Below are 26658 nucleotides of genomic sequence, written 5' to 3'. Positions count from 1 at the left end.
GAAGCGCGAGCCTCGAATGACGAATGCGTTTTTCTCCGCTATTGGTGCGTCCCGACGGAAAGGAATCATTTGAAATGTCGCAAGCCACGGGCCAGGCGCTGCTGTTCGATATCGACGGCACGCTCGCCGATACCGACGCGCTGCATCGCGAGGCGTTCAACCAGGTGTTTGGCCCGCGCGGTCATCTGTTCGACCACGCCCGGTTTTCGAAGGAGCTGCAAGGTTTCTCCAATGCGTCGATCGGCGAGCGGTTCCTGCCGCGGGAATCGCTCGAAGCCCGCGCAGCCATCCTCGACGAGAAGGAGCAGATCTTCCGCACGCTGGTCGTCGGCCAGATCAAGCCGGTGCCGGGCCTGATGGCGCTGCTCGACAAGGCGGACGCGACGGGCATTCCCATGGTCGCCGTCACCAATGCTCCGCGGCTGAACGCGGAGATGCTGCTGTCGGGTCTCGGCATCGTGGATCGCTTCAAGGCGATCGTGATCGGCGACGAACTGCCGCACGGCAAGCCGCATCCGCTGCCCTATCTCGAAGGGCTGCGCTTCGCCGGCGCCGCCGCCCATGCCTCGATCGCGTTCGAGGATTCCCGCTCCGGAATTCAATCGGCCACGGCCGCAGGCATCCCCACGATCGGCATGCGGACCTCGCTCAGTCACGACGATCTGGTTGCTGCCGGCGCCGTCGCCTCGGCCAGGGCTTACGATGACGACGCGTTGATGAAGCTGGTCGCGGCTGCCATGAGGTGGTGAGGGCAGGGCGCCGGCGCGCTGTTCGTTAACTTTACCGTGCTCTCTCGTTGACCTCGGCGTCGAACCGCCGCACCATGCCAAGCTCTGATATGAGGTTGCCGCCCGTGACCGGATTGACCCATCGCCAGGCCGAAATCCTCAACATCGCCCGCGCCTCGGGCCGGGTTATGGTCGAGGAACTCGCGCGCCGTTTCGAGGTGTCGGCGCAGACCATCCGGAAAGATCTCAACGATCTCTGCGAACGCCGCTCGCTGACCCGCATCCATGGCGGCGCCATCATCGCCTCGGGCGTCGAAAATCTCGCCTACGAGGCGCGGCGCTTCGTTGCCGCCGACGAGAAGAAGGCGATCGGCGCTGCGGCCGCCTCACTGATTCCGAACGGCTGCTCGCTGTTCATCAACATCGGCACCACGACGGAGGAGGTCGCAAGCGCGCTGACCTCGCACGAGGACCTGCTCGTCATCACCAACAATCTCAACGTCGCGATGTTGCTCTATCGCCATCCTCGCATCGAGGTGGTGGTCGCCGGCGGCACGGTCCGGCGCGCCGACGGCGCGGTGGTCGGTTCGACCGCGACACAGCTGATCGGCCAGTTCAAGGTCGACTACGCCATCATCGGCGCCTCCGCGATCGATGAGGAGGGCGCGCTGCTCGACTTCGACTATCGCGAGGTGCAGGTCGCGCAGGCGATCATTGCGAATGCGCGCAGCGTCATGCTGGTCGCCGACTCCACGAAGCTGAGGCGCAGCGCGCCGGTCCGCATCGCCCATATCAGCCAGATCCAGACCTTCGTCACCGACCAGGAACTGCCCGAGCGCCTCGCCACGATTTGCCACAGCAAGGGCATCGAAGTGGTCGAGGCGATGCCGAAGGCGGGCGGCGATATCGATGATGCAGCGACGGAACCCACGCAGGACTCTGCGCCGGAAGCCGCGCCCGTCGTCAGGCTGAGGTAGCCACTCCGCGCCGTTCGTGTAGCGCGCTCCAAGGGGCCGGCGAACAGCCGTGCCTACGGATTGGTCCAACTGCCCATCAAAAATCTGCATTTTGCCCACGAAAAAAGTTCCAATTTCGGTCGCTTTCGTATTGCTTTCGTTTTGCGTTGTGTTCTAATCGAAACCGAAAGCAAAATCGCCCAAGTGAATGGGTGATCGCCGGGGGATGCGTCTGTTGGAGCGTATTTTCGACCTCGCCATTATTGGAGGCGGTGTTAACGGTTGCGGCATCGCGCGCGATGCGGTCGGCCGGGGCAACACGGTTTTCCTGTGCGAAATGAACGATTTGGCGAGCGGGACCTCGTCCTGGTCGACCAAGCTCGTACATGGCGGCCTGCGCTATCTCGAATATTACGAATTCCGCCTGGTCCGCGAGGCGCTGATCGAGCGCGAGATCCTCTGGGGCGTCGCGCCCCATATCATCCGTCCCCTGCGTTTCGTTTTGCCGCATCACGCCGGCCTGCGCCCGGCCTGGCTGCTCCGCCTTGGCCTCTTCCTCTACGATCACATTGGCGGCCGCCATCTATTGCCCGCGACCCGTTCGGTCGACCTGACCAAGGATGAAGTCGGCCGTCCGCTGATCCCGAACCGCTATTCACGCGCCTTCGAATATTCCGACTGCTTCGTCGACGACGCCCGCCTCGTCGTGCTCAACGCGCGCGATGCGGCCGACAAGGGCGCCGAGATCCGCACCCGCACGCGCGCCACCGAGATCCGCCAGTCCGACGGCGTCTGGACCGTCAGCATGGTCGACACCATCACCGGCGCGCGCTCGACCATCCGCGCCCGCGCGCTGATCAATGCGGGCGGTCCCTGGGTGGAAGACGTGCTGGGCCGCGGCGCCGGCGTGAACGCCAAGGCAAAGGTCCGCCTGGTGCAGGGCTCGCACATCGTCGTGAAGAAGCTCTACGACCACGACCGCGCCTACATGTTCCAGAATGCGGACGGCCGCATCATCTTCGTCATTCCCTACCAGGATGACTTCACGCTGATCGGGACCACCGACCGCGACTATGACGGCGACCCCGCAAAGGTGAAGGCGACGCCGGAAGAGATCCAGTATCTCTGCACCGCCGCCAGCGAATATCTTGCAAAGCCCGTGAAGCCCGAGGACGTGGTCTGGACCTATTCCGGCGTGCGCCCGCTCTATGACGACGGCGCCAGCGAAGCCAAGGCCGCGACCCGCGACTACGTGTTCGAGCTCGACACGCCCGGCGGGGTGCCGCTGCTCTCGATCTATGGCGGCAAGATCACGACCTACCGCCGCCTGGCCGAGGAAGCGCTCGAGCGTCTCGCGCCTTACCTGCGTAGTGCCAAGGCGCGTGAGGGCTGGACCGGCAAATGGCCGCTGCCCGGCGGCGACATGGACGTGTCGGCCATCGACACCCTGATCGCGGACCTCCAGCGCGGCTATCCGTTCCTTACCGTCGAGCATGCCCGTCGCCTGGCCCGAGCCTATGGCACCCGCGCCATCAAGCTGCTGGGCGACGCCAAGTCGGCGGCCGATCTCGGCCAGTCCTTCGGCGCGACGCTGACGGAACGCGAGGTGCGCTATCTCATGAACAACGAATGGGCGGTGACCGCCGAGGATATCGTCTGGCGGCGCTCCAAGCTTGGCCTGCGACTAAGTGCCGACCAGATCGCGGCACTTGACGACTGGATCGCCAGCCATGCCGTGTCGCAAAGTCCCCTGCTCGAAGCAGGAGGACGCTCATGACCGTCACACTGGATCACGTCAGCCGTTCTGTGGACGGTATTCCGCACATCAGCGACGTCTCGCTGACGCTCGAGGGCGGCACGCTCAACGTGCTGCTCGGACCGACGCTGTCGGGCAAGACCTCGATCATGCGGCTGCTCGCGGGCCTGGACAAGCCGACCGCCGGCAGGGTGCTGGTCAACGGCAAGGACGTCACCGGCATCGACGTGCGCCAGCGCTCGGTCGCGATGGTCTACCAGCAGTTCATCAACTACCCCTCGCTCACGGTCTATGAGAACATCGCCTCGCCGCTGCGCGTGCAGGGCAAGCCGCGCGAGGAGATCGAGAAGCGCGTCGCTGAGGCCGCAAAGCTGCTGCGGCTCGAGCCTTTCCTGAAGCGCACGCCGCTCCAGCTCTCCGGCGGCCAGCAGCAGCGCACCGCGATTGCGCGCGCGCTCGTGAAGGGCGCCGATCTCGTGCTGCTCGACGAACCGCTCGCCAATCTCGACTACAAGCTCCGCGAGGAGCTGCGTGCAGAATTGCCGCGGATCTTCGAGGCCGCGGGCTCGATCTTCGTCTATGCGACGACCGAGCCGTCCGAAGCGCTGCTGCTCGGCGGCAACACCGTCTGCATGTGGGAGGGGCGCGCGCTCCAGATGGGCGTGACCTCCAACGTCTACCGCCGTCCGCAGACGCTGCGCGTTGCGCAGGTCTTCTCCGATCCTCCGCTCAATCTGGTCGGCATCGAGAAGAAGAACGGGCAGGTCGCCTATGCCGGCGGCAGCTCGGCGCCGGCCTCCGGCCTCTATGCCGGACTCGCCGACGGACCTTATCGCGTCGGCTTCCGTGCCCACCAGCTCGGGCTCGCCAATGGCCAGACCGATCGCCACGCCTTCCACGCCACAGTGACGGTGACCGAGATCACCGGTTCGGAGAGTTTCGTGCATTTGACCCGCGACGGATCGAACTGGGTTGCGGTGCTGCACGGCGTGCACGAGTTCGAGCCCGGCCAGACGCTCGACGCCGTGCTCGATCCGCAGGATGTCTTCGTGTTCGACGCGGCCGACCGCCTGGTCGCCGCGCCCGGCGCGTAAGGGAGGAGATGCGATATGGCCCGCATTGACCTCGTCGATCTCGCGCACTCCTACGGCGGCAATGATGCCGCCCAGGAAAGCTTTGCGCTGAAGCCGGTGACCATGACCTGGCGACAGGGCGGCGCCTATGCGCTGCTCGGGCCGTCGGGTTGCGGCAAGACCACGCTGCTCAACGTCATCTCCGGCATCATCACGCCCTCGCGCGGAAAGATCCTGTTCGACGGCAAGGACATCACACCGCTGTCAACCCAGAAGCGCAACATCGCCCAGGTGTTCCAGTTTCCGGTTATCTACGACACCATGACGGTGGGGGAGAACCTGGCGTTTCCGCTGAAGAACCGCGGCGTGCCGAAGGCCGATATCGACAAGCGCGTGACCCAGATCGGCCGCCTGCTCGACCTCGAGCCCTATCTGAACCGCAAGGCGACGCGGCTCACGGCCGATGCCAAGCAGAAGATCTCGCTCGGCCGGGGCCTCGTGCGCAACGACGTCGCCGCCGTGCTGTTCGACGAGCCGCTGACGGTGATCGATCCCGAGCTGAAATGGCAGCTCCGCTCGAAGCTGAAGGCGCTGCATCGCGAACTCGACCTCACGATGATCTACGTCACCCACGACCAGACCGAGGCGCTGACCTTCGCCGACACCGTGGTGGTGATGCATGACGGCCGCGTGGTGCAGAGCGGCACGCCGGCCGAGCTGTTCGACAAGCCGGCGCATACCTTCGTCGGCTACTTCATCGGCTCGCCCGGCATGAACATCCTGCCGGCGGAGGTCAGGGGCCGCGAGGCGCGGATCGACGGCCACGTCATCGCGCTCAACCGCAGCTACGACCATCTGCCCGCCGGGGCCAAGATCGAGATCGGCGTGCGTCCGGAATTCGTCGACGTGGTCGCGCCGGCGCCGGGGCTGCTCACCTCGAAGATCGACCGGATCGATGATCTCGGCCGCATCCGCTTCGCCCGCGTGCGCGTCGGCGATGCCAAGCTCGCTGCCCGCGCGCCGGGCGGCTTCACCAGCTCCGACGGTTCCGCCGGGCTGAAATTCGATCCGTCCCATGTCCACGTCTATGCGGACAGCCTTCTGGTGGAGGGAGCCGTCTGATGGACAAGACCATCAATCAAAAAGCCTGGTTCCTGGTCCTGCCGGTGTTCCTGGTCGTCGCCTTCTCCGCGGTGATCCCGCTGATGACCGTGGTGAACTATTCGATGCAGGACACCTTCGGCAACAACCAGTTCTTCTGGAACGGTGTCGGCTGGTTCAAGGAATTGCTCGATCCCTCGACCGATCTCGGCGGACGCTTCCTGGCTTCGCTCGGCCGCAACCTGTTCTTCTCGCTCGTCATCCTCGCGATCGAGGTGCCGCTCGGCATCGTCATCGCGCTGTCGATGCCGCGCGAGGGCTGGACGGTGGCGGCCTGCCTCGTGATCCTCGCGCTGCCGCTGCTGATTCCGTGGAACGTCGTCGGCACGATCTGGCAAATCTTCGGCCGTCCCGATATCGGCCTGCTCGGCTACACGCTGAACAGCCTGGGGATCAACTACAACTACGTCTCGAACGAAATCGACGCCTGGGTCACCGTCATCGTCATGGACGTCTGGCACTGGACCAGCCTGGTTGCGCTGCTGTGCTACGCCGGCCTGAAGTCTATCCCCGACGCCTATTACCAGGCGGCACAGATCGACGGCGCCTCCCGCTGGGCAGTGTTCACCGCGATCCAGCTTCCGAAGATGAATCGCGTGCTGCTGATCGCGGTGCTGCTGCGCTTCATGGACAGCTTCATGATCTACACCGAGCCGTTCGTCGTCACCGGCGGCGGCCCCGGCAACTCCACGACCTTCGTCTCGATCGAGCTCGTCAAGATCGCGCTCGGCCAGTTCGACCTCGGTAAGGCCGCGGCCCTGTCGCTGGTCTACAACCTGATCATCCTGATCGTCTGCTGGGTGTTCTACACCGTGATGACCAACGCCGGTGTCGAGCGCAAGACGCAGGCAGAGAAAGAGCCCGCGGCGGAGCTCAAGCCCGCCGGCGCGCTTCAGCCCGCCCACGCGCTCCAGCCCAAGGAAGGAGTGGCCTGATGCACTCGATCCCCGGCCGACGCGTCATCATGGCGCTGTTCCTGATCTTCCTGCTGCTGCCGATCTACTGGCTCGTCAACATGAGCTTCAAGACCAACAGCGAGATCGTCACGACAATGACGCTGTGGCCCCATACCCCGACGCTGCAGCACTACAAGCGCATCTTCACCGACGAGAGCTGGTATTCCGGCTACATCAACTCGCTGGAATACGTCGTCCTCAACACCATCATCTCGATCACGGTGGCGCTGCCGGCGGCCTACGCCTTCTCGCGCTACCGCTTCCTCGGCGACAAGCACCTGTTCTTCTGGCTGCTGTCGAACCGCATGGCGCCGGCCGCGGTCTACGCGCTGCCGTTCTTCAACCTCTACTCGGCGATCGGCCTGTTCGATACGCCCTGGGCGGTTGCGCTCGCGCACTGCATCTTCAACGTGCCGCTCGCGGTGTGGATCCTCGAAGGCTTCGTCTCCGGCGTGCCGCGCGAGATCGACGAGACCGCGTTCCTCGACGGTTATTCCTTCCCGCGTTTCTTCGTTAAGATCCTGATCCCGCTGATCGCGAGCGGCATCGGCGTCGCGGCCTTCTTCTGCTTCATGTTCTCGTGGGTCGAGCTCCTGCTCGCGCGCACGCTGACCTCGGTGCAGGCCAAGCCGATCGCGGCGATCATGACGCGTACGGTGTCCGCGGCGGGCATGGACTGGGGGCTGCTCGCGGCCGCCGGCGTGCTCACCATCATTCCGGGCGCGCTCGTGATCTGGTTCGTCCGCAACTATATCGCGCGCGGCTTCGCGCTCGGCCGCGTGTAAGGAGGCGACCATGGAATCGATCGCATGGATGGCCTGGACGATACCGACCGCGATCTTCTTCGCCGCGCTCGCCTGCACGCTCGCGGTGATGACGTATCTGGCCGCGGTCTATCCCGAGGCGGAGCGCGTCGGCGTCCTGCGCATTCCGACCACGCGCGGCGATCGCCTGTTCATCTCGCTGATCGCGGCCGCCGTCATCCATCTCGCATGGATCGGCCTCGTCGGGACCGACACGATCGGCACGCTGCCGATCGGCGAGGAGGGGTTTGAGCTGTCGAGCCTGTGGCTCGCATCAGGAACTTCGCTTGTCACGGCCGCGCTCATATTCCGCACGGTCTGAAGCTCGCGAAGAAGACCAGATCCGGGGCCAACCCGGGCCTGTTTAGAGTTTGTCGCTGCAACGGAGGAACAACATGCGACAGTTTAGGAGAAGGAAAGGTCCATTGACCAAGATCAGCTTTCTGACGGTATCTAGTGCCGCGGCTATCATTGCGGCTGCATTCTCGACCTCGGCGCCGGTTCGCGCCGCCGATGACGCCACGATCCAGAAGTGGATCGCGGAATTCCAGCCCTCGACCCTGTCGAAGGACGACCAGAAGAAGGAGCTCGAGTGGTACGCCAAGGCCGCCGAACCCTTCAAGGGCATGGAAATCAACGTCGTCTCGGAGACGATCACGACTCACGAATACGAGTCGCAGACGCTCGCCAAGGCGTTCACCGAGCTCACCGGCATCAAGCTCAAGCACGACATCATCCAGGAAGGTGACGTCGTCGAGAAGCTTCAGACCCAGATGCAGTCGGGCAAGAACGTCTATGACGGCTGGATCAACGACTCCGACCTGATCGGCACGCACTTCCGCTACGGTCAGACCATCGTCCTTTCGGACTACATGAAGGGCGAGGGCAAGGACGTCACCGATCCGATGCTCGACGTCGACGACTTCATCGGCAAGTCGTTCGGCACGGCGCCCGACGGCAAGCTCTATCAGCTGCCCGACCAGCAGTTCGCGAACCTCTACTGGTTCCGCTACGACTGGTTCACCAACCCGGACTACAAGGCCAAGTTCAAGGCCAAGTATGGCTACGAGCTCGGCGTGCCCGTGAACTGGTCCGCCTATGAAGACATCGCCGAGTTCTTCACCAACGACATCAAGGAGATCAACGGCGTCAAGGTCTACGGCCATATGGACTATGGCAAGAAGGACCCTTCGCTCGGATGGCGTTTCACCGACGCCTGGCTCTCGATGGCCGGCAACGGTGACAAGGGCATTCCGAACGGTCTGCCGGTCGACGAATGGGGCATCCGCATGGAAGGCTGCCGTCCAGTCGGCTCGAGCGTCGATCGCGGTGGCGACACCAACGGTCCGGCCTCGGTCTACGCCATCACGAAGTATCTTGAGTGGCTGAAGAAGTATGCTCCGCCGCAGGCCCAGGGCATGACCTTCTCAGAGTCCGGTCCGGTGCCGGCGCAGGGCAACATCGCCCAGCAGATCTTCTGGTACACCGCCTTCACCGCCGACATGGTGAAGCCGGGCATCGCCGTGATGAACGCGGACGGTACGCCGAAGTGGCGTATGGCGCCCTCGCCGCACGGCTCGTACTGGAAGGAAGGCATGAAGCTCGGCTACCAGGACGCCGGTTCGGCGACGCTCCTGAAATCGACTCCGGCTGACCGCCGCAAGGCGGCCTGGCTCTATCTCCAGTTCATCGTCTCCAAGACGGTATCTCTGAAGAAGAGCCATGTCGGTCTCACCTTCATCCGTGAATCCGACATCTGGGACAAGTCGTTCACCGAGCGTGCGCCGAAGCTCGGCGGTCTGATCGAGTTCTACCGCTCGCCCGCCCGCGTGCAGTGGACCCCGACCGGCAACAACGTGCCTGACTATCCGAAGCTCGCGCAGCTCTGGTGGCAGAACATCGGCGATGCGTCGTCGGGTGCCAAGACGGCGCAGGCCGCGATGGACTCGCTCGCTGCTGCCCAGGACGCCGTCATGGAGCGTCTTGAGAAGTCCGGCGTACAGGGAGCCTGCGGTCCGAAGCTCCACAAGAAGGAGTCGGCCGAGCACTGGTTCGCGAAGGCCGAGAAGGACGGCACCATCGCGCCCCAGCGCAAGCTCGCCAACGAGAAGCCGAAGGGCGAAACGGTCGACTACGACACGCTGATCAAGTCGTGGCCGGCCACCCCGCCCAAGCGCGCAGAAGTGAAGTAAGGCGTACCAGCCCACGCCATCCGCAAGACCGAAAGGCCGGGAGCGATCCCGGCCTTTTTTCTTTTGCTCGACTGCACGCTGCATTTACACGGTCATTGCGAGCGCAGCGAAGCACTCCAGAGTCCCTCCGCTGAGACACTCTGGATTGCGTCGTCGCTTTCGCTCCTCGCAATGACGAGGTGGTTGGGCCAAATCCATCTCCAACGTCATAGCGAGCGCCATAACCAGCCTGCATTGTCACGCAACGCTGGGTCTAAATCGGCATTCAACCACATCCACCGAGAGCAGCGGTCTGCCGCTTTCGCAAGGGCGACATCGTGACCCGCACCATTCCTGTGCGCGCCCCGCTTGACTCCGCCCAGTCTCAAATCCATTATCAGCATAATGCGATTGAAGTAATCGCATAGCAATTGAAATCAAACAGGCGGTCGGGACCACTGGCGGTCCCATCCGGGAGGCCGATTGATGGCATTGATCGGGGCGTTCAAGCGCTTGCTGGGCGACACGGCCGTGCTGACTCGCGAGCAGGACCTCGCTGGGATCACCGAGGATTGGCGCGGTCGATTTCGCGCCCCGGCGCTGTGTGCCGTGCTTCCGGCGAATACCGAGCAGGTCGCTTCCATCGTTCGCCTCTGCGTCGAGAACGGCACGCCCGTGCTGCCGCAGGGCGGCAACACCAGCCTGTGCGGCGGCGCGACGCCGTCCGAACTCTCCAAGCCGCCGGTCATCATCCTCTTGACGCGCATGCGCCGCATCAGGTCGATCGATCCCGTCAACAACACCATGGTGGTCGACGCCGGCTGCGTGCTCGCCACCATCCAGGAGACGGCCGCGGCGGCGGACCGGCTTTATCCGGTGAGCCTCGGCGCCGAGGGTTCCTGCCAGATCGGCGGCAACATCGCCACCAATGCCGGCGGCACCGGTGTGCTGCGCTACGGCAATACGCGCGACAACGTGCTCGGCCTCGAGGTCGTGCTCCCCGACGGCTCGATCTGGGACGGCCTCTCGGCGCTGCGCAAGAACAACACCGGCTACGACCTCAAGCATCTCTTCATCGGTTCGGAAGGCACGCTCGGCATCATCACCGGTGCCGTCTTGAAGCTGCATCCGCTGCCGAAGGCGGAAGCCGTGGCGTGGCTCGCCGTCGACGATCCGCAGCGCGCGCTCGACATGCTTGGCCTGTTTCAGGCCGCCTGCAGCTCGCGGCTGTCGGCCTTCGAGCTGATGAACGCCAGGCAGATCGAGCTCGTGCTGGAGAAGGTGCCGGGCCGCCGCTGTCCGGTGGAACGGATCGACACCTGGCACGTCCTGGTCGAGCTGTCCGACACCGGCAACGCGGAACAGCTTGCGGCCACGATGCAGGCCGTGCTCGAGCGCGCGCTCGAGGACGGCGTCATCAGCGACGGCGTCGTCGCGGCGAGCGAGGCGCAGCGCAAGGCGATGTGGCTGGTGCGTCACAGCGTGTCGGAAGCCAACAAGAAGGCCGGCGTCGGCCTGACCTCCGATACGGCGGTGCCGGTATCGGCCGTACCTTCCTTCATTGAGGGAGCGATGGCGGCCGTGCACGCCATCGTGCCGGATCTGCCCTTCGTGATCGTCGGCCACATGGGCGACGGCAACATCCATCTGATCCCGTTCTTCACCTTCGCCGAATGGGACGCGCTCGGTGATCGCGACGCCGTCGCGCAAAGAATCCGCCGCGCCATGAACGACGTCGCAAGCTCGCTGCGCGGCACCTTCAGCGCCGAGCACGGGGTCGGACGCACGCTGACCGGCGAGATGTCCCGTTACAAGCCGCCTGTCGAGCTCACGCTGATGCGCGCCGTGAAACAGGCTTTCGATCCAAAGGATCTCTTCAATCCCGGCCGCGTTCTGCCGTCACCATCCATTGCAACATCACACAGAGGGGACTGACATGAGCCATCTTCCGAAGATCATCACCTCCCGCCGCCGCCTGCTTCTCACTGCGGGCGCCGGAGCCGTCGCGCTCGCTGCACCCGCCGTGTGGTCTCCCTCACGCGCCGCAGGCAAGCGCATCGTCGTGCGCGACGATGGTGGCATCTACACCAAGGCCTATGGTGCGGTGTTCTACCGTCCGTTCACCGAAGCGACCGGAATCGAGGTGGTCGGCGTGCAGGCCAATGCCGAGCCGGTCGCGCAGATCAAGACCATGGTCGATACCAAGAACTACACCTGGGACATGGCCAAGATCAGCTGGCCCGCGATCCTGCTGCTGACCACCGGAAGCAAGCAATATCTCGAAAAGCACGGCCTCGAATCCGAGCCCGTCATCAAGTCGATTCCGGCCGAATTCATGTCGCCCTACGGCGTCGGCACCAACGTCTACACCACCGTGCTGGCCTACCGCACGGACGCCTTCAAGGGCCGCAAGGCGCCGCAGTCCTGGGCCGATTTCTGGAACGTGGCGGAGTTTCCGGGACGCCGCGCCGTGCGCAAACATCCGTTCGACACGATCGAGGAAGCGCTGATGGGCGCGGGCGTGCCGACCGCGCAGGTCTACCCCTGCGATCTCGACAAGGCCTTTGCCTCGCTCGACAAGATCAAGTCCTCCGTCGCGGTGTGGTGGACGAGCGGCGCGCAGGTCGAGCAGATGCTGACCTCGGGCGAGATCGACCTGCTGCCGACCTGGGTGTCGCGTCCGCAGGCCGCACAGGCGGCCGGCGCACCGGTCGAGATCATCTGGAACCAGGGCATCTGGGGCGGCGACAACTGGTCGATCCTCGCCGGCACGCCGAATGCGGATGCCTGCCGCGAGTTCATCAAGTTCGCCTCCGATCCGAAGCGCCAGGCGGCGCTGATGGAATATTTCCCCGCCGGCCTCACGCAGCCGGAGGCCTTCAACTACGTCAAGCCGGAGCTCGCCAAGAACTGTCCGACCTATCCGGACAACATCAAGGCGGGCCTGAAGATCGATGCGAAGTTCTGGTACGACAACCAGGCCGCCGTCATCGAGCGCTTCAATAGCTGGATCCTGGCTTGAGCCTGCAGCGTCGCGATCGGGGCAGGGCATGACTTCGTCGAGCTTGCGCGTCAAAGGACTTACCAAGCGTTATGGCGACTTCGTCGCGCTGGCGCCGACCAGTCTCGACGTCGCGAAGGGGGAATTCCTCACGCTGCTCGGCCCTTCGGGGTCGGGCAAGACGACGCTGCTCAGCCTGATCGCGGGCCTTGCGCATCCCGACGAAGGTCAGATCCTGGTCGACGATGCCGATGTGACGCACAGCCCGGCCTATGATCGGGACATCGGCGTCGTGTTCCAGAACTACGCGCTGTTTCCGCACATGACGGTGGAGGACAACATCGCGTTTCCGCTGAAGATGCGGAAGGTCGCTGATGCCGACGCGCGCCGGCGCACCGCGGAGGCACTGGAGACGGTGCGCCTTCCGCATGTCGCAAAACGCTATCCGCGCGAGCTCTCGGGCGGCCAGCAGCAGCGCATTGCGCTCGCGCGCTGCATCGTCTACCGGCCCGCGATCATCCTGATGGACGAGCCACTCGGCGCGCTCGACAAGAAGCTGCGCGACCAGATGCAGCTCGAGATCAAGCGCATCCATCGCGAGCTCCGCACCACGATCATCTACGTCACCCACGACCAGGAGGAGGCGATGACCATGTCCGATCGCATCTGCCTGATGAACGCAGGCGCGATCGAGCAGCTCGGCACGCCGGAGGATCTCTACTTCCGCCCGCAATCGGTCTTCGTTGCGGACTTTCTCGGCGAGTCCAACCTGCTCAGCGCAACGGTCCGGCAGGTCGATGCGCAGGGGCTAGACATCGTGCTGGCAGACCAGACGGCGCCGTCGCGCGCCGTCGGCAACGGCGCGAGCTTCACGGCCGGCGAGCCGATCAAGCTCATGGTCCGCCCCCAAAACCTCCATGTCGCGGACGCGGCGAACGGCCAGCTCACCGGCAGGCTGGTCGACGTGATGATCAGCGGCAGCATGACGCGGCTCTACATCGCGCCCGAAAAGGCCGACATGCCGCAGCTGGTCGCGGCCTATCCGACGCGATCGAGCGCGGCGCCTTACGAGATCGGCCAACGCGTCTCGCTCGGCTGGAATTCCGCGGATGCCGTGGCGATCCGCGACGGCAGGGGACACTGACGCCATGGCAGTGGCCAAAGCACCTGCGATCGAGCCGGGACAGCTCCGGGCCACGGCGCGCTTCCGCGCCCGGTCGCAGGCCTGGACCTGGGCCGCGATGGGCGGCCCGCTCGTCCTGCTGCTCGTCTTCTTCCTGGTCTACCCGGTCGGCCAGCTGCTGCTGCTCAGCATCTACAACGACAGCGGATTCACGCTTGCGCCGTACCGCCAGCTCTTCGCCTCATCCGTCTATATCGACGTCCTCCTCATCACGCTGAAGATCTCGCTGGTGACGACGCTGGTGTGCGTCGTCACCGGCTACCCGATCGCCTACCTGATTTCCGTCGTCGGCAAGGAGCGCAAGGCGACGTTGCTGTTCTGGGTGCTGCTGTCGTTCTGGACCAGCTTCCTGGTGCGCGCCTTCGCCTGGATCGTGCTGCTCGGGCGCAATGGCGTCATCAACAAGCTGCTGCTGTCGCTCGGCATCATTTCGAGCCCGGCGAGCCTGCTCTATAATTTTGGCAGCGTCCTCGTCGGCATGGTGAATGCGCTGCTGCCGCTTGCCGTGCTGACCATGCTCTCGGTGATGGAGAACATCGACCGCAACCTGCCGCGCGCGGCGGCAACCCTCGGGGCGCGGCCGGGCATGGCGTTCTGGAAGATCTATTTTCCGCTCTCGCTGCCCGGCGTCGCCGCGGCCGGCATCATGGTGTTCGTCACCGCGATCGGTTTCTTCATCGTGCCGGCGCTGCTCGGCGGACGCCGCGAGACCATGATCACGCAATTGATCATCGACCAGGTCCAGCAGACGCTGAACTGGGGATTCGCCGGCGCAATCTCCGTGCTGCTCCTGATCGTCGTGCTCATCGTCTTTGCGGCCTACGATCGGCTGCTCGGCCTGTCGACCATGACGGGGGCGGCAGCGCCGCGCAGCGCGGCGCCCTCGCGCCTCGCCGGGCCGATCCAGAGGATCGGCGACACCGTGCTGACGCTGCTCGGCGTGATCTCCGATCGCATCCTTCTCGCGCTGCCGTCGCGCCGTCGCGACCGCGATCCCGATAAGGCAGGCCTCGGCTTGCAGACCTTCGTCTGGACCATGCTCGTCATCATCAGTGCGCCGACGCTTCTGATGATCCCGTTGTCGTTCGGCACCGGCGGCCTCAACTGGCCGCCGCAGGGATTTACGCTGCACTGGTATGAGACCGTGCTGCATTCGCCGGTATGGACCCAGGCGTTCCTGCGCTCGCTGCTGGTTGGCCTCGGGACAGGTGGGCTCGCCATGCTGATCGGAACGCCGGCGGCGTTCCTGCTGGTGAGGAGCAACATCCCTGGCAAGGCCGCCTGGCTCGCCTTCATCCTGTCGCCGATCGTCGTGCCGCGCATGATCATCGCGGTCGGCATGTTCTACGTGTTCGCCAGCATCGGCCTCGTCGGCAGCGCCTTCGGCCTCGTTCTCGGACATACCGTGGTCGCGGTGCCCTACGTCGTCATGACCATGATGGCCGTGCTCCGCAACTACGACACGCGGCTCGACCAGGCCGCGCAAAGCCTTGGCGCACGTCCCTTTGCGACGCTGCGCCACATCACCTTTCCGATTCTCGGCGCGGGCATGTTCTCTTCGTTCCTGTTCGCCTTCGCGACCTCCTTCGACGAGCTCACCATCGCGCTGTTCGCGACCGGCGGCCTCAACGCCACGCTGCCAAAGCAGTTTTGGGACGAGGTGACGCTTCAGGTCTCGCCGGTGATCGCCGCCGTCTCCACCTGCTTGTTCATCTTCATGGGACTCTTGATCTTCGTCGCCGAACGCCTGCGTCGGCGCGCTGCCGCAAGGTAGTCATCCCGCGTTCTAACCAGAGGTTCTCGTCATGCTCATTGCAAATCGTCTTCGCGGCCTGCTCCCCGCCATTCCGACCCCGGTGAAGGCCGACGACACGATCGACGCCGAGGCGGTCTCAGCGCTGTTTGCCTGGCTGCTCAAGCAGGGCATCGACGGCGTGGTGCCGCTCGGCGGCACCGGCGAATATGGCGCGCTCGCCCGCGCCGAGCGCATCCGGATGGCCGGCCTGTCGGTGAAGGCCATGGCGGGCAGGGGGCCTGTGATCGCGGGCGTCCTCGACACCGGTTTCCACGACGCTCTTCAGGCGGGCAAGGAATTCGCCGCCGAGGGCGTGGACGGCCTTCTGGTTCTTACGCCATATTATACCAATCCGACTCAGATCGGCGTTCGCGACTATTTCCTGCGCTATGCCGATGCCTCGCCGGTGCCCATCCTGATCTACGAGATTCCCTACCGCACCCGGATCGCGATCGAGCCCAGGATTTTGCATGAGCTCTCGAAGCATCCCAACATCATCGGCATGAAGGCCTGCAATCTCGACATGTATCATTTCCTTCAGGTCGTGGCCGGCGTCGACGACAGTTTTGCGGTGCTCAGCGGCGAGGACAGCCTGTTCCCGCTGCATCTGGCGGCCGGCGCCAAGGGCGGCATCGTCGTCACCGCCTGCCTGTTGCCGCGCGCCTGGCGCCAGATTTACGAGACGGCAGTTGCCGGCCGCACCGCGGAGGCGCTGGAGCTGCATCGGCGGCTGATCCCGTTCATGAACATGGCGTTTGCCGAGACCAATCCGGGGCCGATGAAGGCGGTGATGGACATGGTCGGCGTCGACGCGCCGCGAATGCTGGCGCCGCTGGTGCAGCCGGCGCCGGCGCTGGTCTCGGCATTCCGGGCCGAGCTCAAGAATCAGTTGGCGCTCACTGAAAACGTTGGATGACGAAAGGGACGACGACATGGCGCGTAGCGGCCAGGGCGGATCAAGGAAGGCTGTCAAGGCCAAGAGCCCGGATAAAGCTCGTGCAGGAAAGCGCGTCGAGAAAAGCGCCGAGCTGGCGCGTTCGTCGCTGTTCGTCGGCTCGACCGAGAAGGCCTTTCAGGTCCTTCACGCCTTCGACGGGCCGCAACGCTTCATGACGCTTGCCGATATCGCGCGCGCGGCCGATCTCGACCGCAGCGCCACCCAGCGCCTGGTCTACACGCTGGAGACGCTCGGATATCTCAAGCGCATCGAGGGCACGCGCAATTACGGGCTGACCTCGAAGGTGCTCCAGTTCTCCCATAGCTATCTCAAGGCCAACGAACTGATCGACCGGGCCTCCCCGCATCTGCTCGAGATCAGCCGCAATCTCGGAGAGACCTGCAATTTGCACGAGCTCGACGGCCACGAGGTCGTGTTCGTGGCGCGCTTTCCGGGGCAGCACCTCATCAACATCGACATCGTGATCGGCAGCCGGTTGCCGACCTTCTTCACGGCTTCCGGCACGGCGATCCTGTCGGCGCTTCCGGAGGAGGAGCGGCTCGATCTGCTCAAGCGGACCTTGCTCGAGAAGCTGACGCCGTTCACGGTGACCGATCCGAAGGTGCTCTTGGAGCGCATTCGCGTCGCCGCGCAGCGCGGCTATGCCGTCATCATGAATGAGACCGTGATGGGCGATATTTCCGTCGCAGCCCCGATCATCGACGAGCACGGCCGCGCGGTTGCCGCGATCAACATTTCGGTGCCGACCACGCGCTGGACCAAGGAGCGCGCCGAGGCCGAGCTCGTGCAGCATGTCCATGTCGCAGCGACCTCCATCTCGAAGTCGAAATTCAACCGCTACGCCGCCTGATGCGAGCGCTGCTGAATGCCGACGACTACCGCGGCGTTGCGCAAAAATTCCTGCCGCGCGGCCTGTTCGACTATATCGATCGCGGCACGGAGGATGAGGTCGCGCTGAAGCGCCTGCGCGCCTCGCTCGATGAGATCACGTTGACGCCATCGGTGCTGACCGGGCACGACAGGCGATCGTTCGACACCACGCTCCTCGGACGGCGCCTCGCAGCACCGCTCATCGTGGCGCCGACCGCGCTTGCCGGTCTTGTCGCGCATGATGGCGAGACCAAACTGGCGCGCGCGGCTTCGCGCGTCGGTATTCCGGTCTGCATCTCGACGCAATCGGTGACGACGGTCGAAACCATCCGGCGCGGCGCGCGCGATGCGACGCTGTGGTTTCAGCTCTATGTCTGGCGCCATCGGGCACTCACGGCAAGGCTTCTGGAGCGCGCCCGCGCCTGCGGCTGCGAGACCCTGGTCGTCACGGTCGATACGCCGGTCTCACCCAACCGCGAGTACAACAAGCGCAACGGCTTCGGCATTCCGTTCGTGCCCAGCCTGCGCAGCACGCTCGACGTCGCACTGCATCCGCGCTGGCTCGTCAGTGTTTCTCGCGCGCCATCTCCTGAGCGAAGGCATGCCGACCTACGGACATTATCCGGACGAGTTCCGCACGGCGATCACCCGGCCGAGCATCGCGGAGGCCGTGCAGCTCGACCATCGCCTCAGCTGGGACGATTTGCGCTGGCTGCGCGAGATCTGGCCAGGCAAGCTGATCGTCAAGGGCGTTTTGGCCGTCAAGGATGCGGAGACCGCCGCCGGGCTCGGCTGTGAGGCAATCGTGGTTTCCGCCCATGGCGGCCGCAATCTCGATTGCCTGCCTGCGCCGGCGGAATGCATTCAGGCCATCGCGGATGCCGTGAGCGGACGACTGACGGTGCTCGCCGACAGCGGCGTTCGTCGCGGCACGGACGTGCTGAAATATCTCGCGCTCGGCGCCGAGGCCGTGCTGCTCGGACGCCTGCCGCTCTGGGGCCTTGCCGCCGGCGGCGAGGCCGGTGCGGAAGCCGTGCTGCGGATGGTCATCACTGAGATGGATACCGCGATGGCGTTTCTCGGCGCGGAGCGCGTGACGGAGCTAAAGGCGTCGCTTCGATGAGACAAAGGCCGGGTGCAATCCCGGCCTTTCTCAATTGGTTCGCGTGTTTCCACATCGTCATTGCGAGCGAAGCGAAGCAATCCAGAATCTTTTCGCGGGGACAGTCTGGATTGCTTCGTCGCTTCGCTCCTCGCAATGACGGCGGATGAGGCGTTACTCCGCCGCGTCCGCGGCCGCGAGCGACGGATAGTCCGTGTAGCCCTTCGCCCCGCCGCCATAGAACGTGTTCTTGTCCCACTCATTGAGCGGCGCGCCCTTCTTCAACCGCTCGACCAGGTCGGGGTTGGAGATGAACGGCTTGCCGAACGCGATGAGGTCGGCAGCGCCGGTATCGAGCACCTTGGTCGCCAGCTCGAAATCGTAGCCGTTGTTGGCGATGTAGGCGCCGGAGAAGCGCTTGCGCAGGTCCGCATAGTCGAACGGCGCGAAATCGCGCGGACCGCCGGTCGCGCCTTCGACAACGTGCAGATAGACGAGCTTGAGCGCATCGAGCCCGTCGACGATGTGGTCGAACAGGGCTTGCGGATTGCTGTCGGAGATATCGTTTGCCGGCGTCACCGGCGAGATGCGGATGCCGGTGCGATCGCTGCCCGCCTCGGCGGCGACGGCCTTTGACACTTCCAGCATCAGCCGCGCACGGTTCTCGATCGAGCCGCCGTAAGCATCGGTGCGCTTGTTGGCGCCATCTTTGGCAAACTGGTCGAGCAGATAGCCGTTGGCGCCGTGGATCTCGACGCCGTCAAAACCGGCCTCCAGCGCATTCCTCGTGGCGCGCTTGAAATCGTCGATGATCCCTGGAATTTCGGCGAGCTCGAGCGCGCGCGGCTCGGAGACGTCGGCGAAGGTGCCGTTGACGAAGGTCTTGCCCTTGGCGCGGATCGCGGAGGGGGCGACCGGCGCGCCGGCATTGGCCTGAAGCGCGGTGTGCGAGATGCGTCCGACGTGCCAGAGCTGGATGAAGATGCGCCCGCCGCGCTCATGCACGCGATCGGTGACCTTGCGCCAGCCGGTGACCTGGTCTTTCGAGTAGATGCCGGGCGTGTCCTGATAGCCCTGGCCCTGCTGGGAGACCTGGCTTGCTTCGGTGACCAGCAGCCCGGCGGAGGCGCGCTGCCCGTAATAGTCGGCCGCGAGCGGGCTCGGCACGAAAGTCGCGGGCGCGGCGCGATTGCGCGTCAGGGGCGCCATCACGAAGCGATTGGGCAGCGTGATCGGGCCAAGCTTATAGGGCTCAAACAATTTGGTCGGACGGCTCATGGGCGGATGCTCTCAGGCAATGACAGGTGACGAAACACTTGTGCATCGCCGCACGCCGCGCAAGGGCGCAGCTATTCAGAAACTGCAGGAGAGCTGCGCCAAGACGGCAGTGACGATGCCGAAAGAGGATGTCTCTTCTGCAAATTCGTCCGCGGCAGCGGAGTTGATCTCCGTGCCGCGGAAAATATGGATCACAAATTTCAGGTCATGCCGAGGAAATCGCGCTTGCCGATCTCGACACCATTGTGACGCAGGATTCCGTGCGCGGTCGCGGCATGGAAATAGAAGTTCGGCAGGGAGACCGAGCTGAAGAATTGCTGCCCCTTCAATGTCACGGTCCGGTCGGGACCGGCCGGGAATGTGACGTCCTTGGCGTCGGCGCCGTTGAACTGCTCCGGCTTGAACGATTTCACGAAGTCGATCGTCTTCGCCAGCCGCTGTTTCAATTCCGCGAACGTCGTCTCGGTGTCCGGCATCGACGGCACTTCCGTATGCGTGAGCCGCGCGCAGCCCTTGGCCGCGAAGTCGCTGACGAGCTGGATCTGCTTGCCGAACGGCAGCATGTCCGGGAAAAGCCGGGATCCGATCAGCACGCTGGGCTCGATCTTCCTGGCCGCGCAATGGGCTTCCGCCTTGGTGAGCAGACCGGAGAGACTGTTCAGCATCTGCACATAGGCAGGGACGACGGCGTCGTAAAAGGACATGTGATGCTCTCTTCTCGTTGGGATGTCAGGAGGTATCCTGATCCCAAGACATGGGAGCGTCGCAGGAAAATACAATCGCCGTGGTGGCGCTCGCAGATTAAAAATTCTACCGCACCACGCCCGCCGGCTGCGCCTGTGCGGTGCCGCCGCGCATGCGCGCGAGCAGCTCCGCCGTCGGCCAGGAATCCGCGGGCAGGCCGTACTTGATCTGCATCGCTTTCACCGCGCTGCGGCTCTGCTGGCCCAGTACGCCGTCGACCTTGCCGACGTTGAAGCCGGCGCGCACCAGGAGCTGCTGCAATTCCCTCAGCTCGTTGAACGGCAGTTGCGCCACCGGCTGCGCCGGCTTGCGCATGGGAGCCGCGCCTGCGATGCGCGAGGCGAGGTAACCGGCGGTGGTGGAATAGATCAGCGAATTATTCCACTCGGTGTAGGCAGCGAAATTCGGATAGGCCATGAAGGCCGGCCCCGTCCGCCCCATCGGCAGCAGCACGGAAGCCGCGAGATTGTCGTTCGGCAGCGGCCGGCCGTCGGGATAGGTCACGCCCAGCTGTGCCCATTTCGAGCGCGGCTGTTGCACGGAAAGATCGGTCTGCTCCCAGGGCAGGTTTGCAGGCACCTTGATCTCTTCCAGCCACGGCTCGCCGCGCCGCCACTTCAAGCCGTTGGCGATGTAGTTCGCGGTCGAGCCGATCACGTCGGGCCCGCTGCGCAAGAGGTCGCGCCGGCCGTCGCCGTCATAATCGACGGCGTAGTTGACGTAGTGCGTCGGCAAAAATTGCGTCTGCCCGAGCTCGCCGGCCCAGGAGCCGATCATCTCATCGGGCGTGAGATCGCCGCGGTCGATCACCTTGAGCGCGGCGATGGTCTCGCCCACGAACATCTCCGAGCGGCGGCAGTCATAGGCGAGCGACACCAGTGATTTCAGCGTCGGCAGATTGCCCATGTTGGCGCCGAAATCGCTCTCCAGCCCCCAGAACGCGGCGATCACCGCCGGCGGCACGCCGTAATCCTTCTCGGCGCGCGCGAACGCCGCCGCGTATTGCTTGATGTGCTGCTGGCCGTTCTGCATGCGATAGGTCGCGGCCATCCGCCCGGCGAATTCGGTGAAGAGCTGGCCGAACACGCGCTGGCCGCGGTCACGGTTGACGATGCCCTGATCGTAGACGAGGTAGGGCGAGGCCTCGCTGAGCGCGCGCTGCGACACACCCGCGGCGATCGCCTGTTGCTTCACGTCGGCGAGGAAGCGATCGAAGCTCGCGCCGTTGTGGCACGAGGCCGCGCGCGGCGAGGGCGCAGCGGGCTTCGGCGCAACGGGCCTTGCCGGTGGCGGGAGCAATTGCGCGGAAGCGGTGGCGGAAAGCGCGAGCAACGTGACGGCCGCGATCGCAAATCGGATCTGGTTCATAAGGGTTCCGGCGGAGGGAAGGGCAGTCGTGGAAATCTGCCGGAGTCTAGGTGAAGTGAAGGCCTCACGCCATCCCCTGGGAACCTAGCCAAACAGCCGCAGCAAGAGCGCCTTGCCGACCGGGAGCGCCCGGATACCACGATAGGCGCGGACATATTCGCCGGCATAGAACGCCCGGATCGCATGGACGCGCGTGTCCATGCCTTCCTCGAACCTGACGGCAAATCCGTCCACCGTCCGCCGCACCACGACGGCCGCGATGGAGCGACCATAGATTCGGCATTCGATCGTGCTGCCGATCGCGGGTGGATCGGGGTCGATCAGCCGCGCGCCGGTGATGGAGAGATCGGCGAGCCGCGCGAGGTGCGACTTGCCGCCCTGACGCAGCAGGATCGCCTCGTTGCGAACGAAGCGCTCCGCCTTGCGCTTGCGCGGCTGCTCGATGCAGACGAAGCAGACAACGGTGAGGATGAGCGCGTTGTAGAAGCTCCAGGCCAGCGCCAGCCCGCCATAGGCTATGTTCTCGCCGCGCAGGTGCAGGATGAAGGCATAGGCGATGGCCGCGAGCGTGATGACGAGCGCAGTGCCATAGAGCCGCAGCAGCGGCCATTCGACGAATTTCCTGCCGCGCTCGCCGCCTTTCGCGGTGACCTTGAACTTGTGCCCTTTCGGCTTCAACAGGCCTGTGGTCACGGCTTTCAGCACCGCGGGCGCCGCCACGAGCTGCGACACGTCCGTCATCATGGCCAGCGAACGGCCGTGCGACAGCCACGCCATCGTCAGTCCATGCCAGACATAGAACGGCAGGAAGAACTGCAGGAGTTCGGTGAGGTCCGCCTGCACCGCCTTGATGCCGAGCAGCAGGAACAGCCAGGGCACCACGAGCCCGAACATCTTGGCGAAGTAGACCGCAGTCCAGCTCATAAAGGCGTCGACCAGTGACAACCGGTCGATGAACGCGAGCTTCGACGTCCGCGATAGCGGCCCGCTGCGGCCGCGCACGATCTGCATGAAGCCGAGACACCAGCGGCCGCGCTGGGTGATGTATTCCTTCAGTCCCTCCGGCGCGAGACCGATGGTCAGGCGCTCGTTGAGATAGATGGTGTTCAGCCCGCGCTCCTTCAGGCGCAGCGTGACGAGATAGTCCTCCGTGACCGAATCGGTCGGAAAGCCGCCGATCGCCTTCAGGCCGTCGTAGCGGATCAGCGAGGACGTGCCGCAGCAGAACGCGACGCCCCAGGCATCCTTGGCCGGCATCAGGATGTCGAAGAAGAAGCGCTGCTCGTCCGGCCATACGTCCGTGGCGGCGAGGTTGGTCTGGATCGGATCGGGGTTGATGAAATGCTGCGGCGTCTGCACCACGCCGGCGGATGCATCGTCCATCAGGCTGATGGTTTTGGCGAGAAAGTCGGGCCGTGGCACGAAATCGGCGTCGAGGACGGCGACGAAATCCGGCCGCTCGGCGAGCTCTCCGACGTGCGCGAGCGCGTGGTTGATGTTGCCCGCCTTGGCGTGGCGGTTGTCGGGGCGGGTGAGATAGCGGCAGCCGAGCTCGCCGGCAAGCCGCCGCAGCCACAGCCGGCGTCCGTCATCGAGCACCCAGACGCGATAGTTGCCGTACTCCATCCCGGTTGCGCCGATGATCGTGCGCTCGAGGATCGACCGCTCCTCGTTGTAGGTGCAGATGAAGACGTCGACCAGCGGCGCGCCCGGGTCGGTGGCGCGGCCGTCGATCCTGGCGGACGTGGAGCGGTCGATCGTCCGGCTCAGGAACAGGATCGACAGCGCCACTGCGATCATCGACGCTGCCTCCACCAGCATGAAGGGATAGCCGACCATCGCATCCGCCGTCAGGCCGAGGGGCGGCAGCGTCTGCGTCACGCGCCAGTGGAAGTAGCGCACGAGCAGGACGAACGACACGCCGGCAAGGCATGCGCGCGCCGGCGTGCTCTCGCGCCGGAGCAGCGGCGCGATCGCCATGAAGGCGCCGAGCGCGAGGAAGCCGGGCGCCAGCGCTGCCATCATGGCGCGGTCTCGTTGCGGCCAAAGACGACGCGGCCGGTCCGTCCCACCGTGCAGCCGTGCGCGTCGGCATCGCCGATCGCCACCGTCACGCGATAGGGCTCCTTGCTCAGCGCATCGGGATTGATGGCGAGATTGGCGGGCGCGCCGGCAGCGCCGGTGAGATTGACGACGGTGCCGGCGATCGGCTCGGCGCCGTCATTGGGCTCGAACGTGGCGTGGTCGCCAAGCTGAAGGCGGTTATAGACGCTCTCGGTGACGTTGGCCGTGATCACGGCGCCGCTGCAATCGAGCACCTTGAGCAGGGGCTGGCCGGCCTGCACGTCCTCGCCCGGCGCGGTCATCATCTCCCAGACGCGGCCCGCCACCGGGGTCTTGATGTCGGCCTCGGAGAGATCGGCGAAGCGGACCTCCTCGACGATGAGCTCGTTGCCGAGCCAGGTGATCTCGGTATCGATGCGCGCCAGATCCGCCTCGAGATCATGCGCGCGCTGGCGCATCTCCTCCTCGCGCTGCACCGAGCTCGGTCGGTCGTTGTAGCTGTCGCCGAGGAACGAGCCGGCTTTCGCCGCGGTCAGCTCGACCTTGGCTGCATCGAGCCGCTTGCGCGCGCCGAGCTCGGTTTGCTGGGCCACCGAAAGCTCGCGCGTCAACCGCGCGAGCTCGACAGTGGAGACGTTGCCGGTCTTGGCGAGCGACGAGGCGCGGTCGACGGCGGCGCTGGCCTCCTCGCGTCGCGCTGCCGCCGCCTCGATAGAGGTCTGGATCTCGGCGATGCGCGCTTCGAGCTGGAGCACGCGCCCGTCCCTGAACTGCGCGGCCTGCCGCGCCAGGTCCGCTTGCGCGGTCTGCGCCGTGGCGAGCTTGGCGGCGATGCTCGGCCGCTCGTTCTCCAGGCGCAACTTCTGCCGTCGGAGATCGTCGAGCCGCGTGCGATCGCTGCGCGAGTTCACCACGCGCAGCACGACGGTGCCGGCCTCGAGCCTGGCCTGGTCCTTGAGGGGGGTGGCGGCGGCCACGCGCCCCCCGATCGGCGCGCGCAGGGTGACGAGGCGGGAGTTCAGCACGGCCTCGACGCTGGAATTCTGCCACATTGCGCGCAGCGGCAGCCAGCCGAACACGGCGATGATGGCAAGCCCCAAGGCGATCTTCGCTCCGCGCCGCAAATGCGGCCAGTGCCAGGCCGGTTCCGGAGGCTCCGTCCGGGCATCCGGCCCGGGGCTGTGTTCCTCATGGGCAAACAGCTCCTCCTGCAAGGTCCGTTGCAGGCCCTTGGCGTCACCTTTCGTGCTGTGAGCGGAGGATGCGTCGTCGACGGAAGCGGTGCGAGAGCGGTCCATCATGGCAGTCACCTTGCTGACGGGTGCAGGCGGAACCGGTTAATGCGCAAGGACCGCTCGGCGTGCCCGGCTGACGCCGATTAAGCCGAAGCTGCGCTTTCCAATCCTCTAAACCCCAGCGTGTGTTTTTGGGCAAATGCCGGTCAAGCTTTAGCGACGGTGGAAACGTTGCTCGCGCCCTTTCGCCGCGGCCCGGCGACGCACCGGGATGGCCTTGCGGTGGCCAGCTGCGTTCCTACGTCGAGGGCGCCGGCCAAAGGCGGTCGCCCTGGCCGGCCAGGGAGACGGCGATGAACTATTTCCGTACCGCTTTGCTGCTCGCAGGCCTCACTGCCCTGTTCATGGGCGTCGGCTATCTCATCGGCGGCGCCACAGGGGCCATGATCGCGCTGGTAATCGCGGCGGCGACCAATCTCTTCACCTACTGGAACTCCGACCGCATGGTGCTCTCGATGTACGGCGCCCATGAGGTCGACCGCGCCAGCGCGCCGGAACTCGTCGGCATCGTCGCCGAGCTTGCGGGCCGTGCGGGGCTACCGATGCCGCGCGTGTTCGTGATGGACGAGGCGCAGCCCAACGCGTTCGCCACGGGCCGCAATCCGCAGAATGCCGCGGTGGCCGTCACCACCGGCTTGATGCATCAGCTCAGCCGCGAGGAGCTCGCCGGCGTGATCGCGCATGAGCTTGCCCACGTCAAAAACCACGACACGCTGTTGATGACCATCACCGCGACGATTGCGGGCGCGATCTCCATGCTGGCGCAGTTCGGCATGTTCTTCGGCGGCCATCGCGACAACAATTCCGGCCCCGGCATCGTCAGCTCGATCCTGATGATGATCCTCGCGCCATTGGGCGCCATGCTGGTGCAGATGGCGATCAGCCGCACCCGCGAATATGCTGCCGACGATCTCGGCGGACGCATCGTCGGCCAGCCGATGTGGCTCGCATCCGCGCTGGTCAAGATCGAGAATGCCGCGCATCAGGTGCCGAACTTCGACGCCGAACGCAATCCCGCGACGGCGCACATGTTCATCATCAATCCGCTGTCGGGCCACGGCGTCGACAATCTCTTCGCCACCCATCCCTCGACGCAGAACCGCATCGATGCGCTCCGGCAGCTCGCGGCCGAGCTCGGCGCGAACGCAGCGCCGTCGCTCGGCGCCAACGAAAACTATCCGCCGCAAAGTCCATGGGGCCGCTCGTCCTCGCGCGGACCGTGGGGATGAGGTGAGCTGAGACCAATTGGCGCAGCCGTCGCAGATGTACCGTGATGGCGCCACAATTGATGCGGGAAATCAGCCGTTCGACTTCGCATTGGTGACGGTGTTCGAGCCCAGCGCCGGGATGCGATTGGTGCGCTTATAGTCCAAAAGGACTCTTGCGCTTCGTCTCA

At 65.0% G+C, this 26658-nt stretch carries 22 protein-coding genes and 1 pseudogene; 18 read left to right on the top strand and 5 right to left on the bottom strand.

The features are described from left to right. Positions 1–74: 74 nt before the first annotated feature. The 17 genes and pseudogenes from QQL28_RS27735 to QQL28_RS27655 all read left to right on the top strand — a co-directional run bounded on the left by QQL28_RS27735 (position 75) and on the right by QQL28_RS27655 (position 18534). Complete coding sequence (locus tag QQL28_RS27735) at positions 75–749, top strand: HAD family hydrolase (RefSeq protein ID WP_284270586.1); 675 nt, start codon at positions 75–77, stop codon at positions 747–749. A 104-nt stretch (positions 750–853) separates the two neighbouring features. Further along, positions 854–1705, top strand: coding sequence for a DeoR/GlpR family DNA-binding transcription regulator (locus QQL28_RS27730; RefSeq protein ID WP_284270585.1), 852 nt, complete (start codon positions 854–856; stop codon positions 1703–1705). A gap of 205 nt (positions 1706–1910) precedes the next feature. Next, positions 1911–3461 carry a glycerol-3-phosphate dehydrogenase gene (gene glpD, locus QQL28_RS27725; RefSeq protein WP_284270584.1) on the top strand — a complete coding sequence of 517 codons (1551 nt, stop codon included), beginning with the start codon at positions 1911–1913 and terminating at the stop codon, positions 3459–3461. After that, the gene (locus QQL28_RS27720; protein ID WP_284270583.1) at positions 3458–4534 is read left to right on the top strand and encodes an ABC transporter ATP-binding protein; all 1077 of its coding nucleotides are present in this window, start codon (positions 3458–3460) and stop codon (positions 4532–4534) included. The genes glpD and QQL28_RS27720 overlap by 4 nt, the downstream gene beginning before the upstream one ends. Before the next feature lie 15 nt (positions 4535–4549). Then, positions 4550–5635, top strand: coding sequence for an ABC transporter ATP-binding protein (locus tag QQL28_RS27715; protein WP_284270582.1), 1086 nt, complete (start codon positions 4550–4552; stop codon positions 5633–5635). Further along, entirely contained in the window at positions 5635–6609 is a 975-nt protein-coding gene (locus QQL28_RS27710; RefSeq protein ID WP_027522784.1) for a carbohydrate ABC transporter permease, read from the top strand. The genes QQL28_RS27715 and QQL28_RS27710 overlap by 1 nt, the downstream gene beginning before the upstream one ends. Next, the gene (locus QQL28_RS27705; RefSeq protein WP_284270581.1) at positions 6609–7415 is read left to right on the top strand and encodes a carbohydrate ABC transporter permease; all 807 of its coding nucleotides are present in this window, start codon (positions 6609–6611) and stop codon (positions 7413–7415) included. The genes QQL28_RS27710 and QQL28_RS27705 overlap by 1 nt, the downstream gene beginning before the upstream one ends. A 10-nt stretch (positions 7416–7425) precedes the next feature. Beyond that, on the top strand, positions 7426–7755 hold the full coding sequence (locus QQL28_RS27700; RefSeq protein ID WP_284270580.1) for a DUF2160 domain-containing protein: 330 nt from the start codon (positions 7426–7428) through the stop codon (positions 7753–7755). Positions 7756–7828: 73 nt separating this feature from the next. Beyond that, the gene (locus QQL28_RS27695) at positions 7829–9625 is read left to right on the top strand and encodes an ABC transporter substrate-binding protein (RefSeq protein WP_284270579.1); all 1797 of its coding nucleotides are present in this window, start codon (positions 7829–7831) and stop codon (positions 9623–9625) included. Positions 9626–10090: 465 nt separating this feature from the next. Further along, positions 10091–11539 (top strand): FAD-binding oxidoreductase, encoded by a 1449-nt coding sequence (locus tag QQL28_RS27690; protein WP_284270578.1) that lies wholly within the window; start codon positions 10091–10093, stop codon positions 11537–11539. Between the two features lies 1 nt (position 11540). Further along, complete coding sequence (locus QQL28_RS27685) at positions 11541–12626, top strand: ABC transporter substrate-binding protein (RefSeq protein WP_284270577.1); 1086 nt, start codon at positions 11541–11543, stop codon at positions 12624–12626. A 28-nt stretch (positions 12627–12654) separates the two neighbouring features. After that, entirely contained in the window at positions 12655–13749 is a 1095-nt protein-coding gene (locus QQL28_RS27680; RefSeq protein ID WP_284270575.1) for an ABC transporter ATP-binding protein, read from the top strand. A 4-nt stretch (positions 13750–13753) separates the two neighbouring features. Further along, entirely contained in the window at positions 13754–15562 is a 1809-nt protein-coding gene (locus QQL28_RS27675) for an ABC transporter permease subunit (RefSeq protein ID WP_284270574.1), read from the top strand. Positions 15563–15593: 31 nt separating this feature from the next. Continuing rightward, positions 15594–16499, top strand: a complete 906-nt coding sequence (gene dapA, locus QQL28_RS27670; protein WP_284270572.1) for a 4-hydroxy-tetrahydrodipicolinate synthase — start codon at positions 15594–15596, stop codon at positions 16497–16499. 16 nt (positions 16500–16515) lie between these two features. After that, entirely contained in the window at positions 16516–17391 is an 876-nt protein-coding gene (locus tag QQL28_RS27665) for an IclR family transcriptional regulator (RefSeq protein WP_284270570.1), read from the top strand. Then, positions 17391–17936: pseudogene (locus QQL28_RS27660) on the top strand (alpha-hydroxy acid oxidase); the annotation flags it as partial. The gene QQL28_RS27665 and the pseudogene QQL28_RS27660, both read left to right, overlap by 1 nt. Positions 17937–18012: 76 nt before the next feature. Next, positions 18013–18534: an alpha-hydroxy-acid oxidizing protein gene (locus tag QQL28_RS27655; RefSeq protein ID WP_284270568.1), complete on the top strand. Its 522-nt coding sequence runs from the start codon at positions 18013–18015 to the stop codon at positions 18532–18534. 153 nt (positions 18535–18687) lie between these two features. Here QQL28_RS27655 and QQL28_RS27650 read toward each other — a convergent pair whose 3' ends face one another. From QQL28_RS27650 to QQL28_RS27630, 5 genes are all read right to left on the bottom strand, one after another. Then, complete coding sequence (locus QQL28_RS27650) at positions 18688–19791, bottom strand: alkene reductase (RefSeq protein ID WP_284270566.1); 1104 nt, start codon at positions 19789–19791, stop codon at positions 18688–18690. A gap of 200 nt (positions 19792–19991) precedes the next feature. Further along, the gene (locus QQL28_RS27645) at positions 19992–20495 is read right to left on the bottom strand and encodes a DUF1993 domain-containing protein (protein ID WP_284270565.1); all 504 of its coding nucleotides are present in this window, start codon (positions 20493–20495) and stop codon (positions 19992–19994) included. 106 nt (positions 20496–20601) lie between these two features. After that, positions 20602–21903, bottom strand: coding sequence for a lytic murein transglycosylase (locus QQL28_RS27640; protein ID WP_284270563.1), 1302 nt, complete (start codon positions 21901–21903; stop codon positions 20602–20604). An 84-nt stretch (positions 21904–21987) separates the two neighbouring features. Continuing rightward, on the bottom strand, positions 21988–23928 hold the full coding sequence (locus tag QQL28_RS27635) for a glycosyltransferase (protein WP_284270561.1): 1941 nt from the start codon (positions 23926–23928) through the stop codon (positions 21988–21990). After that, positions 23925–25268, bottom strand: a complete 1344-nt coding sequence (locus QQL28_RS27630; RefSeq protein WP_284270560.1) for an HlyD family secretion protein — start codon at positions 25266–25268, stop codon at positions 23925–23927. The genes QQL28_RS27635 and QQL28_RS27630 overlap by 4 nt, the downstream gene beginning before the upstream one ends. 287 nt (positions 25269–25555) lie before the next feature. Here QQL28_RS27630 and htpX point away from each other — a divergent pair, with 287 nt between their 5' ends. Beyond that, the gene (gene htpX / locus QQL28_RS27625) at positions 25556–26491 is read left to right on the top strand and encodes a zinc metalloprotease HtpX (RefSeq protein WP_284270559.1); all 936 of its coding nucleotides are present in this window, start codon (positions 25556–25558) and stop codon (positions 26489–26491) included. Positions 26492–26658 lie beyond the last annotated feature (167 nt).

It is taken from the genome of Bradyrhizobium iriomotense, assembly GCF_030160715.1.
Classification (GTDB): domain Bacteria; phylum Pseudomonadota; class Alphaproteobacteria; order Rhizobiales; family Xanthobacteraceae; genus Bradyrhizobium; species Bradyrhizobium iriomotense.
This window is presented reverse-complemented; position numbering and strand designations above follow the sequence as displayed.